The organism is uncultured Dokdonia sp., from assembly GCF_947492535.1.
Taxonomy (GTDB): Bacteria; Bacteroidota; Bacteroidia; order Flavobacteriales; family Flavobacteriaceae; genus Dokdonia.
The window spans coordinates 467530-479048 of record NZ_CANLNH010000001.1; the positions used below are offsets into that span (position 1 = coordinate 467530).

The 11519-nt window shown below is 31.1% G+C and carries 13 protein-coding genes; 4 read left to right on the top strand and 9 right to left on the bottom strand.

The window, feature by feature from the left end; genetic code table 11:
• Positions 1-28: 28 nt before the first annotated feature.
• The 3 genes from rpe to Q1A60_RS02155 all read right to left on the bottom strand — a co-directional run bounded on the left by rpe (position 29) and on the right by Q1A60_RS02155 (position 2144).
• A complete protein-coding gene (gene rpe / locus Q1A60_RS02145; RefSeq protein ID WP_299763504.1) occupies positions 29-688 on the bottom strand; it encodes a ribulose-phosphate 3-epimerase in 660 nt (219 codons plus the stop codon).
• A 49-nt stretch (positions 689-737) separates the two neighbouring features.
• Positions 738-1148, bottom strand: coding sequence for a BLUF domain-containing protein (locus Q1A60_RS02150; RefSeq protein ID WP_299763506.1), 411 nt, complete (start codon positions 1146-1148; stop codon positions 738-740).
• A gap of 132 nt (positions 1149-1280) precedes the next feature.
• Entirely contained in the window at positions 1281-2144 is an 864-nt protein-coding gene (locus Q1A60_RS02155) for a sigma-70 family RNA polymerase sigma factor (protein WP_089373128.1), read from the bottom strand.
• Positions 2145-2597: 453 nt separating this feature from the next.
• On the opposite strand from Q1A60_RS02155, the gene Q1A60_RS02160 reads away from it, so the two are divergent.
• Positions 2598-3203, top strand: a complete 606-nt coding sequence (locus Q1A60_RS02160) for a hypothetical protein (RefSeq protein ID WP_299763508.1) — start codon at positions 2598-2600, stop codon at positions 3201-3203.
• Positions 3178-4281, top strand: a complete 1104-nt coding sequence (locus Q1A60_RS02165) for an acyl-CoA desaturase (protein ID WP_299763510.1) — start codon at positions 3178-3180, stop codon at positions 4279-4281. The genes Q1A60_RS02160 and Q1A60_RS02165 overlap by 26 nt, the downstream gene beginning before the upstream one ends.
• On the opposite strand, the gene Q1A60_RS02170 is transcribed toward Q1A60_RS02165, so the two are convergent.
• The 5 genes from Q1A60_RS02170 to Q1A60_RS02190 form a co-directional block, all read right to left on the bottom strand.
• Positions 4278-5921: an outer membrane beta-barrel protein gene (locus Q1A60_RS02170; protein WP_299763512.1), complete on the bottom strand. Its 1644-nt coding sequence runs from the start codon at positions 5919-5921 to the stop codon at positions 4278-4280. The genes Q1A60_RS02165 and Q1A60_RS02170 overlap by 4 nt on opposite strands.
• The gene (locus Q1A60_RS02175; RefSeq protein WP_299763514.1) at positions 5914-6468 is read right to left on the bottom strand and encodes an RNA polymerase sigma factor; all 555 of its coding nucleotides are present in this window, start codon (positions 6466-6468) and stop codon (positions 5914-5916) included. The genes Q1A60_RS02170 and Q1A60_RS02175 overlap by 8 nt, the downstream gene beginning before the upstream one ends.
• Positions 6469-6705: 237 nt before the next feature.
• On the bottom strand, positions 6706-7437 hold the full coding sequence (locus tag Q1A60_RS02180; protein ID WP_299763516.1) for a hypothetical protein: 732 nt from the start codon (positions 7435-7437) through the stop codon (positions 6706-6708).
• A 3-nt stretch (positions 7438-7440) separates the two neighbouring features.
• A complete protein-coding gene (locus tag Q1A60_RS02185; protein WP_299763518.1) occupies positions 7441-7986 on the bottom strand; it encodes a sigma-70 family RNA polymerase sigma factor in 546 nt (181 codons plus the stop codon).
• A gap of 124 nt (positions 7987-8110) precedes the next feature.
• Positions 8111-9076 (bottom strand): hypothetical protein, encoded by a 966-nt coding sequence (locus tag Q1A60_RS02190; protein WP_299763520.1) that lies wholly within the window; start codon positions 9074-9076, stop codon positions 8111-8113.
• 118 nt (positions 9077-9194) lie between these two features.
• On the opposite strand from Q1A60_RS02190, the gene Q1A60_RS02195 reads away from it, so the two are divergent.
• Both Q1A60_RS02195 and Q1A60_RS02200 read left to right on the top strand, forming a co-directional pair.
• Positions 9195-9794, top strand: a complete 600-nt coding sequence (locus Q1A60_RS02195; RefSeq protein ID WP_299763522.1) for a CDP-alcohol phosphatidyltransferase family protein — start codon at positions 9195-9197, stop codon at positions 9792-9794.
• 69 nt (positions 9795-9863) lie between these two features.
• The gene (locus Q1A60_RS02200) at positions 9864-10532 is read left to right on the top strand and encodes a hypothetical protein (RefSeq protein WP_299763524.1); all 669 of its coding nucleotides are present in this window, start codon (positions 9864-9866) and stop codon (positions 10530-10532) included.
• Positions 10533-10733: 201 nt separating this feature from the next.
• Here the strand turns inward: Q1A60_RS02200 and Q1A60_RS02205 are convergent, their stop codons facing one another.
• Positions 10734-11279 (bottom strand): hypothetical protein, encoded by a 546-nt coding sequence (locus Q1A60_RS02205; protein ID WP_299763526.1) that lies wholly within the window; start codon positions 11277-11279, stop codon positions 10734-10736.
• Positions 11280-11519 lie beyond the last annotated feature (240 nt).

Consider the following 11519-nt stretch of genomic DNA (forward strand, 5'->3'; position numbering starts at 1 on the left):
TCATATTTAATATACTTAATATCAGTAATTAATTTACAAGCTTTCTTAATTCTTTTACTGTGGTAACTGGATCACTTGCTTTAAATACATAGCTTCCAGCTACAAGTACATCAGCCCCAGCATCTACCAATTGTTTTGCATTTTTATTTGTAACACCTCCATCTATTTCTATAAGAGTTGAAGCATTTTTGCGTGTAATTAGTTCTTTAAGAGCACTTACTTTAGAATACGTATTTTCTATAAAGCTCTGCCCTCCAAATCCAGGATTAACACTCATTATGCAAACCATATCTAAATCTTGAATAACATCTTCTAATAGATGTACACTAGTATGTGGATTTAAAGCTACTCCAGCTTTCATTCCTGTAGCTTTGATTGCTTGTACAGTACGATGTAGATGCGTACATGCTTCATAATGGACTGTAAGAATAGTACTTCCAAGGTCTGCAAACGTCTGGATATACCTGTCAGGATCTACAATCATAAGATGTACATCTATTGTTTTTGTAGCATGTTTTATAATGTCACGTAATACAGGCATACCGAAAGAGATATTTGGCACAAAAACACCGTCCATAATATCGATGTGAAACCAATCTGCATCACTATTATTTATCATTTCTACATCACGTTGTAGATTTGCAAAATCTGCGGCAAGTACGGAAGGGGCAATCAGTTTTTCTGACATGAATAAGAGTTTATAATTTTTTGTAAAACTACATCTTTTTTAAGAATTCTTATCCAGCACTTATAAAAGAATTAACCGTTTTAGAGAGCGCTTCCATTTCTGAAGACTCTAGATAATTGAGTAAATTAAGATACGAACGTAAACTCTTCGTTTGATTTTCTTCTAAGATCGATGTAAAACCAGCTTTATATCCTGTGAAGTATAAAACATCTATTTCTTTTTCAAACAACGTAATAATATTTTTATGTCTTGGGTCTTTTTTGATTTTTGAATAATAAAGCTCTTTTATTTTTACTTCATCTCCTTCAAAATACTGCAAAAAATTTCCTGAGTTATGCAATAGTATACCACTTATGCCCCTCTTAATATTTTTAGTAGAACAGGAATCAAACAACTCTTTTAGTTCGTTACCCTCTAAGGCGTTTCTTAATGTGCTGACATAACATATACTATATAGCATAGATAATTTGGGGGATTGTCTAATTATTAATAAACAAGGTGCAAAAAAAATCCTCGGTAATCAGCCGAGGATTCATTCATCAATCAAAAAACGAACAGTTATGATAAACTGTTGTTACCGTAATTAGGAATATTATCCTAAATAAGTTTTTAATATTTTACTACGAGACGTATGCTTAAGTCTGCGTATTGCTTTTTCTTTAATCTGACGTACACGCTCACGAGTAAGATCAAAAGTTTCTCCAATTTCTTCAAGAGTCATAGGGTGTTGATCTCCTAATCCGAAGTATAAACGAATAACATCTGCCTCACGAGGCGTTAATGTTTCTAATGCTCGTTCAATTTCAGTACGTAATGACTCGTGTAATAATTCACGATCAGGATTTGGTGATTCACCAGAACGTAATACATCATACAAGTTAGAATCTTCTCCTTCAACAAGAGGAGCATCCATACTTACGTGACGTCCTGAGTTCTTCATAGACTCTTTTACGTCGTTAATCGTCATATCAAGTTCTTTTGCAATTTCTTCTGCACTTGGCGGACGCTCATGTGCTTGCTCAAGAAATGCATAGGTCTTGTTAATTTTATTAATAGAACCAATCTTATTAAGTGGTAAACGTACAATACGAGATTGTTCTGCTAGTGCCTGTAAGATAGATTGACGAATCCACCATACAGCATATGATATAAATTTAAACCCACGAGTTTCATCAAAACGTTGTGCCGCTTTAATAAGACCAAGATTTCCTTCATTAATTAAATCAGGTAATGTTAATCCTTGGTTTTGATATTGCTTTGCAACTGATACAACAAAACGTAAGTTTGCTTTGGTTAATTTTTCTAAAGCACGTTGATCTCCGGCTTTAATACGCTGTGCTAACTCCACCTCTTCATCTGCGGTAATCAGGTCAACTTTTCCAATTTCTTGTAGGTATTTGTCCAGGGAAGCAGTCTCACGGTTAGTAACCTGCTTGGTAATTTTGAGTTGTCTCATGTAAAAATCAACTTTAGTTTGAGTGTTGTACTAGTTATACGTAATAAAGTCGCATAATGTTACAAAAACTTTACATTAATTTTAAATTATATTGAAAATAATCCTTTTTCCGCTTTCGCGAAAGCGTATAATACCTCTAAAAATTTATAAAATAAGCGTCCGTTTTTTAAGCTTTATAAAATCATAAGGCTCCTATTATATCTTACATATTACGGGTTTCTCTTAAAAAAACAGAATAATCAATACAATACATGGGATTGTTAGCAGAAAATGCAAAAAATAAAATAGCGTTTCGTACAAACTGCAAGAAGTAGGAGGTAGTTCTGATAAGAATAATAAGAGGAAATTATAAAATTTGAATTGTATTAATAAACAAAAACCTTTTGTCTTGTTAATGTATAGTACCTCAAAATGTGGTAGTGTATCAAAACTTTAATCTTAACATATATTCCTATGATCTTCCCAATACAGTTATATAACAAGAATATAGCATTACAGGTTTTGCAAAAAGCAATGATAGAAAACCCAAATCTTTTATGGATGACAGGCACTTGTAAAAAACGACTTAATAACTTGTATGAGTTTTGTATACGACTAGCAATGTCAAAAAAAGGAGCGTATCTAAATTCAGATACAAAAGGAGTGGTGCTATTTTATAGAGAAGGAGATGGAGTTACTCTTATAGGTCTTTTGAAAAAGATACAACTCTATTTCTTCTTTGTTGTCTCTGTGATAGATATTTTCAAAATAATAGAAATGATGAAATTACAGCGATTGATTAAACGTAAAATGCCTAATGCACCGTATTTATATTGTTTAATAATGGCGGTGCATCCTGAAGAAAAAAGGACACAAACAATTATTCAAATGAGGGATTTTTTGTTTGAACAAAGTAAACAACAACAATTGCCTATTTATATACAAACCTCTTTGAGAAGGAATAAAATTCTTTTTGAACGCTATGGTTTTGAATGTTTTGATACGGTTGTAAATACATCTGCAAACTATACGCTTTGGTTATTAAAAAGAGATTATGAAAAATACGATGCCCTCACTTAAATTTAAAAAAGATGATATTTTTTTTAAGTATTTAAGAACTGAAATCAACGCCTATTTTACAGCTACTGCATTGACTAAAAAAGCAACCTCATTTTGGTATGTTAAAGCTTGGAGTTTTATCACTTTGTATATAGTTACTTATAGCTTTCTTCTCATTTACGGAAAGCATATCTCTGTGCTTTATGCTTGTTATGCAACGTTAGGAACTTTGTCAATATTGTTAGGTTTGAATATAGGTCATGATGCAGCTCATGGCTCAATTTCAAAAAATCAATCTGTAAATAAACGGTATGCTATTGTTTTTGATATACTAGGTGGTAATTCCTATATATGGCGTATACGTCATGTATATGCACATCACCCCTATCCAAATGTTATAGGGTTTGATAGTGATATTAAACAATCAAAACTAGTACGTATATTTCCTAGAGACGCCTATCTCAAGTTCCATAGATTTCAGCATATATATACGCCTATACTTTTGATTTTTAGTTATACCCTTAATTGGTTTTTAATTAGAGACTTTCAAGATTTTTATGTACAACGATTTGGAAAGAAAATCATAAAAAAACACCCAAAGGGAACCTTTCAAAAAATAGTTTTATTTAAGCTCTTATATTTGAGTTTTATACTCGTAGTGCCTCTTCTTAGTATGGGTATTAATCGTCATCTATTTTTTGGATTTTTAGTAATGAACGTTTTTTCGGGAATACTTATTAGTATTGCTTTAGTGTCTACACATGTAGGAGCTCATCATGAATTTCCTCTTCCTAATGCAGAAGGGGATTTTGATCATACCTGGTCTACACACCAAATAGCAACTACATCTGATTTTTGCACAAATAATAAACTAACTAATTTCTTTTTTGGAGGTTTTAATCATCATGTAATTCATCATCTTTTTCCAGACATAAACCACGTGCATTATGTTAATATCACTCCAGTTTTAAAAAAAGCAGCTAGAAAGTTTGATGTAAATTATAGAACAGAAGAAAATTTATTTCACGTTTTTAAATCACACATTACCTTATTAAAAAGAGAAGGGTATGAATATAATATCTTACACCAGGAAATCTAAAATTTATAGGATATTCCAAATTGTAATCCCAGATAATACGGTTTAAAATTACCTATATTATCAGTATATGGATTTAGTTGATACTTAAATGCGGGTTCTACATCTAATCTCCATTTGTCAGAAAAGTTATAATGAGTCCCTAATCCTAAGTTTAATGCTAAACTTAAATCTTTAAGGCTAGTTTCTCTTCCAATAAAGATACTTTCTCCACTATCTGCTGTTGCAAAAACTCTATTATTTGTTAGAACGAATAAGCTTAGTCCGGAATTAAAACTCATAGAAAGACGCTTGTTTAAAAAACGATATTGATAATCAATAGGGACTTCTATGTAAGATATATCTTGTTCTATACTAACAACATCATTAGAATTAAAAAAGGCTAATGCTTCAGGGCTAGGTTCAATACCTCCTGATTGTTCTAAGTTTTGAGGATCAATTCCTGAGAGTTGAAATATATTAACATTATTGTTTGTAATAAGTACTTGGAAATTTTCTGTTTTATATTGTAAAGGAGCTAGACCTATTCCAAAACGTATACTAGATCTTTCCGAAAATTTATAGTCGGTTCTTATACCATATCCTATAGTTCCTATAGCATCTCTTGGATTGTCTACAAGTCTATTATCTATTGAAGAGCCTTTCGTTAGTGATCCATAACTTAGTATATTAGTATATGGGGATATTGCAAATTTATAATCTACAGATTCTTTGCGATCTTTTTCTCGCTCTTCATCTGTTTTAGGGAGTTTAGGCGCTTTTTTCTTAACTGGTTTTTCTTCTTTTGGAGCTGCAGTAGCAAGCGCGTCTTTTTTGATTTTTTCTGCTTTTTCTATCGCTTGTAAAGAGTCTAACCATTTTTGAGCTGTAATTCTACTGTCTTCTTTTTGAGCAGCAATTGCGGTCGCTAATTCTTTTTTGATTTTTGCTTGATATGCAGTTTTTGCTTCAAGTTCTTTTTGATCTCTAGCTTCTTGGGAAGCACTTTTCATTGTTTGTAATATCCCTAAAATCGACGCTACTCTTGCATCATCTTGTACACTTGCATCATCTTGTACAGAAGTATTTATGGCTGTTTGATTTAAAGTAGTATTAGTTGTGTTAGTATAGCGACCAGTTGGATTCTTAGTGCCAATTGTTTTAGTAACTGTGTTTTTTATGTTGTTAGCGTTTGTGTTTTGAGAAGATGTAGCAACACCCGATGTATTTGTTGTTAGAGATGTGCTACTAGTAGTAGCATTATTATTTGATGTATTTTGATTTGCTATTGCTTCTGTTTCAGATGGTATAGAAGATGTGTTATCTGTAAGTTTCGTGTCTGTTTTTTCGTTAGAAATATTCCTTTCTATAGAAGAAGATGATGTGTTATTTATTTCATTTTGAGAAGCCTGAGTTGTACTTACAATTTCTGGTACTTCGTTTGTATTTGGAGCTAAGGTACTCCAAGGTGCCCAGTATAATAATCCTGTTAGCATTCCTACAATTAGAAAACCTCCAAAATATAACCATAATGGAGCTATTCTTCGATCATTTTTTTGATCTAGTTCTGAAGCAATAGTATCCCATAAATCTGCACCAGGTGCTTGTTCAAAATCCTTGAACCGCTCATTGAATAATTTGCCTATGTCTTTTCTATTACCCATTTACAATTGAGTTTTTTTGGGTGGTTGTATATGTTGCAGTGATTTTTTCTTTTAAAATTAATTTGGCTCTATGCAAGTTTGATTTTGAAGTTCCTACACTAATTCCTAAGATTTCACTTATCTCCACATGTGTGTGATTGTCTAATTCATATAAATTAAATACCAACCTGTATCTACTCGGAAGTTCTTGTATGAGTGCTAGCATTTGTTGCAGGTTTACAGGAACTTCATCAATATCTACTGTTGTGTCTTCTTTTAAATGTTGGTCTGTTATAGGTTCTATAAATGGTTCTTTTTTATAACGATCTATAGCTCTATTTATAGTAATTCGCTTCATCCATCCCTCAAAAGACCCTTTGCCATTATAGGTCTTGATACTTTGAAATATTTTTATAAAAGAATCTTGTAAATTATCTTCTGCTTCTGCACGATTCTTACAATACTTTAAACAAAGCGCAAAAAGCTTGTCCTTATATGTATTATATAGGATTTGCTGTGATTGTCGATCACTTTTTTTACATTTTTCTATGAGTTGGACGAGCTCCAAATACTTTAGTTTGTTTTAGAATAGACTGAATAATGACAAATGGTTGCGTCATTATAAAATAAAATTTATTTTTTTTGAAAAAAATCAAAAATTCCTTCTAATTTAAAGATACTCATAATTATGAGTATCTTTTCTATACCTAGTAGACTTATATGATTAAGAATGGTTGCGTCATTTCTTATGAAGAAAACAACCTATACTAGAAACCCTTAGTATGGATGGTTCATCATTTAGTGTTTAATGATTGGTTTTTAAAGAATCTGTTTTTATTTGATTTGCTTTTATAATAGAATCTATTTCTTTTTTATTTGTGGTTTTCATTTCTTGACCATCTTTACTATTGTAATAGTAGTATACTTTTTGAGTTGTTTGAGTAACAGGTACATCATTTCTATTTACAATAGTATCTATATCCATTGTATTTACAGTTGTATGTGATGGAGAAGTTGTTTTTGGATTTTTCTCTTTTGGAATAACAACTACGTTAGAAGCATTCTTAGTTTTGCCTTTTGAAGGTTGCTCTTTTATATTAGATTCTTTTTGGGTTGTAGTTGATTTAACTACACTTTTTGAAGTTGGTGTTTCTTGCTTCTTATTAATTTTAAGATCTTGTACTTCGTTTTCTTCGTTGTTTTTAGGATCTGTACCTGCGGTAACATCAGGAGCTACTTCATAACTTGCTTTTTCTTCTATAGATATAGCCTTAGTGTCTACATTTTCTATAGTTGTTTTTTCTTCAAAAACGGTCGTATTTATAGAAGAATGACTACTATAATTTATTATAAATAGAACACCAATTAGAACTAATAACCCAGCAGATCCTAATTTTATATAAAATGCAAATCTTCTTTTTTGTTTACGTTCTTCTAAAGAATGTTGTATTCTCTCCCAAGTAGCTTCATTAGAAACTTTCTCTGTTGCTTGTAGTTTAGTTTTAATTAAACTTCCTATATCTTCTTGTGATTTCATAGGTTATAAATTCAATATTTTGGCACTAGAAAATGCTAGTATTTTTTCTTTTAAAATTTGCTTAGCACGATGAAAATTAGACTTTGATGTCCCTACAGAAATTGATAACATTTTTGCAATTTCTTTATGAGAGTAATCATCTAATTGATAAAGATTAAATACAAGACGATATCTGCCTGGTAACTCTTGAATAGCTTTAAAAATAAAATCAATAGGTATATCTATATGTTCTTTATCAATAGTTACTTCGCTAGTGTTACTTTCTATTTGATAGGGTAAATCTGTCGTTTTTCTTTGTCTAAACTTATCTACAGCTTTATGAATTGTAATACGTTTTATCCACCCTTCAAAAGATCCTTTGTTTTTATATTTATGGATCGTTTCAAATATGATGATAAAAACATCATGTACATTATCTTCAGCCTCAGCTTCATTTCTACAGTACTTTAAAGATGTTGTGTATACAAGATCCTTATACTTTAGAAATAATAATTTTTGGGCTGCTAGATCATTTTTTTTGCATCCAGCAATAAGTTGTGTTTTTTCCAATGATTTGTTATTCAGTTTATAGCTATTAAACTTATCTTAATAGTCTAGCAAATAGAAAAAGGTTGCGTCGCTAATGCATTAAATGTATATAATTTTGCTTTCGCGAAAGCGTATAAAGAATATTTTACTCAAAATCCAAGGTCTCAGAAGCATTAATAAGATGCTCTAATGCTTGGATTTTTTTATGAATTTTATTGAAAAACGTATTCCTTTCTTTCTCTCCGGCAGTATTCAATAACTTAGAATGTTGCAATTGCTTGTCTAGATATGTTTTTGCATGATCACAGGTAATCCTATCTGAAGTACGATAATAGGAAAGGAGTGTAAAAGGAATATATAGTGATTGTTGGTCTTCAACTTCTGCATAGATATTATTGTTCATTAATAATAACTCATTATAATATAACAGATATGTTGAGTCTTTAATCACCCGTTGCGAAATAGTAGTGATTGTTTCTTTAAGACTTGCTGTAATCAGAATAGCATCCTTTTCTGTAAGATGTCCAGCTTTAAAGTAAAAGTAAATTTGCTTTAAAGTACCATTTATTGTTGTGAGATCCCATATTTCTGTAATAGGTAAGTCATCATAAAGAAGACCTAGGCGTTTTGCTATTTTTTGAATGTCAAGACTAGGAGTGAAGTCACTATAACTCACAGAATGAAAATTAGAATCTAATAATTTTAACCAGACATATATCTTAAAACGCATCATGATATCACTTTTTAAGTCATAAAAAATGGGAATGTCTTTTGCCGAGTATATTAATTTGCACCCCTTTTTACCTAATAAAGGGATGAGGTTTGTATATGAATTTTCAAAATAGATTTTTAATTCTTCTTCATTACGTATAGGAGCTGTCTTTTCTACAGAAACCCAATTGCTTTGCTTACTTACAAATAACTTATCTAAAGAGAGTTTAAAATACTTTGCTAATGTGACACTTTCTGATAGTGAAAACTTACTTTTTAAACTCGTTCTTCTATGTGCAGCATCATAACTTATATCAAGTGCTGTAGCAATAGCTTCAATTAGAGATGTGTTAGAAGCTATTGAGTGTCTGATTTCTTTTAAGAAAAGTTCTTGTTCCATGATATGAAAATACAATTTTTGTGATTATCACAAAAATTAAATCCAATACTTGTGTTTTGAATGAATAAATATGCGAATAGTGCAATAGTTTTGATCTAAACTTTTAACACATACACTTATGAAACATATTCCTTTAGCTCTCATTATTTTTAGATGCGTTGCTGCTTTTATGATTTTTGGAATGTCTTATGCCTATAGAGAAGCTGCTGTTCCGTTAATTTTAGTTCTTATGTATTTAGGATTAATATCTGATATCCTAGATGGTATTATAGCAAGAAAATATCAAATCGCCACAGCGACACTACGCAGGTTAGACAGTCAAGCAGATATGATATTCTGGGTATCAATAGGTATAGCCACTTGGTTTATCTACCCAAATCTTATATTGGATCATATTACAGAAGTGCGTATTCTTTTATGCTTAGAGGTTTTCTGCTATGTAGTAAGTCTACTTAAGTTTAAAAGAGAATCTGCATCACATGCATTCTTATCAAAATTATGGGGATTAACCCTTCTTGCAGTCTTCACATCCATGCTTGGATTTCAGTATGCAGGTACGGTATTTTATATTTCACTAATTATTGGATACATAGCACATATAGATAGACTTCTTATTACATTACTGTTACCACAATGGACACACGATGTTCCTAGCTCCTATCACGCATACCTTATTAGAAAAGGAATCTCTTTTAAAAGAAATCCATACCTAAACTAAATAAAGATTCTCGCACGATCATTCGATTACAACATTGCGAGTAGACCTAACATTTTAAAATTAACAATTATGAAAAAAATATATTTTGTCATAGTAATGAGCTTATGCACATACATGATGTCAGCTCAGTCAGACTTAAGTAAGCCAAAGACAGTTACAAATGAGTATTGGGAATATGAAAAAGAATGGCAACGCCCTAAATTTGAAATAGGAGGAGGGCTCTTCATCCCACAAGGGCAATTAGCTACATTTGTTAAGCCCTCACCATTTATAGATGTAAATGTTTATTTCCCTTCTAGAAGAAATAAATCTATTGTAGCAGTATTTCAATTTATAAGACCTTCTCAAGAAAATCAGTTTATACTTCAAAATGCAGACGATATAGATCAATTAGAAGCTGTTTCAACTGATTTTATTGTAAATTCATTTTTGAGTTTTAATCAGAATTTAACTTCAGAAAATAGTAAAAGTAGGGTTGAATTAGGGTTAGGCGTCGGTATTTCTACCATGATTGTTCAAACACCTTTTAGTTTTTTTAATAATGATGATAGAAATGCAAGTAGAGGATTGGTATCTTTTTTAATAGCTCCAGGGCTACATTGGAAATTTGCGCCTACAAAAAATACACATATAACACTAGGGGCAGATGTTCAGTATTCCCCATATAAATTGAAAGGAGCTATAGAACAAGATATAGGAGGACTTGCAATTTTACCTAAAGTACTTTATCGTTTTTAAATATACCTTTTATATATAGTATAACACATATTGATAAGATTAGCATTAAGTTGGTGAAAAATAGAAATATTTTTGTTTTGGCAGCTGGATCATCACACAAATCAAAGAGCTTTTATAGAAGACTAAATGAATGTAAAGTATAGCTGTAAAAAAAGGAGTTATTTTTATAATAACTCCTTTTTTTATAATAACTATTTGTTTTTACTCAACAGAAGTTACTACATTAAATACACTAATGAGTCCTCCATTGCTTCCTATGTTGTTAATAGAGAATACACGACCATCGGTTAATGTAACTTCAAAACGAGTTAAATACTGATCTCCAGTTGCAATACCATCAAGGGTATTGTTGGTAATAGATAAAAAATCTTCAGTTGTGATGACTAGATTGTGAACTGGAAAATCATTTTCTCCATTAGAGAAACTAGTATCTTCTATAGTACGTAATAATACTTCTTCAGTAATAGCATTTTCACTATTTCCTGCGTCTTCGGTTCTATCTAAATAAGTAATAAATACATCTAATTTATCTAATAAAACTCCATTTTCTGCATCTCTATATTCTAAGTTAGCATTTAAGTTTCCATCTAAATTACCATTGAAGATAACATTGGTTGTAATATCTGCAGCGAGTACAATTCCATTTTCAAAATCGTCCGAACGAACATTAGAATCATCGCTACTGCAACTCCATAAAGCTACAGCTGCAAACGTAAGTAATAGTATTTTTTTTATTGTCTTTTTCATTTTCATAATTATGCGTTTATGTATTGATAATGCCAAATTACTAAAGATATATATATTGAAGAAAAAAAGGGGTGGTAACTATTATCGGGAATTACTTTAACGTTGATCTTACTACGTTCATGAGTTCGCTTTCGCGAAAGCATACTTAGCCCTATATTCTAGGAGTTTAGGATGCTTATAAAGAAACTAATTTGAAATTATATGCCAAAAAACACTAAATTGCGACGCCCCTAATCTGAA

Excerpts from the sequence above, each read along its gene's own strand:
- rpe (WP_299763504.1), bottom strand. The coding sequence starts at position 688 with ATGTCAGAAAAACTGATTGCCCCTTCCGTACTTGCCGCAGATTTTGCA.
- Q1A60_RS02150 (WP_299763506.1), bottom strand. The coding sequence starts at position 1,148 with ATGCTATATAGTATATGTTATGTCAGCACATTAAGAAACGCCTTAGAG.
- Q1A60_RS02155 (WP_089373128.1), bottom strand. The coding sequence starts at position 2,144 with ATGAGACAACTCAAAATTACCAAGCAGGTTACTAACCGTGAGACTGCT.
- Q1A60_RS02160 (WP_299763508.1), top strand. The coding sequence starts at position 2,598 with ATGATCTTCCCAATACAGTTATATAACAAGAATATAGCATTACAGGTT.
- Q1A60_RS02165 (WP_299763510.1), top strand. The coding sequence starts at position 3,178 with ATGAAAAATACGATGCCCTCACTTAAATTTAAAAAAGATGATATTTTT.
- Q1A60_RS02170 (WP_299763512.1), bottom strand. The coding sequence starts at position 5,921 with ATGGGTAATAGAAAAGACATAGGCAAATTATTCAATGAGCGGTTCAAG.
- Q1A60_RS02180 (WP_299763516.1), bottom strand. The coding sequence starts at position 7,437 with ATGAAATCACAAGAAGATATAGGAAGTTTAATTAAAACTAAACTACAA.
- Q1A60_RS02190 (WP_299763520.1), bottom strand. The coding sequence starts at position 9,076 with ATGGAACAAGAACTTTTCTTAAAAGAAATCAGACACTCAATAGCTTCT.
- Q1A60_RS02195 (WP_299763522.1), top strand. The coding sequence starts at position 9,195 with ATGAAACATATTCCTTTAGCTCTCATTATTTTTAGATGCGTTGCTGCT.
- Q1A60_RS02200 (WP_299763524.1), top strand. The coding sequence starts at position 9,864 with ATGAAAAAAATATATTTTGTCATAGTAATGAGCTTATGCACATACATG.
- Q1A60_RS02205 (WP_299763526.1), bottom strand. The coding sequence starts at position 11,279 with ATGAAAAAGACAATAAAAAAAATACTATTACTTACGTTTGCAGCTGTA.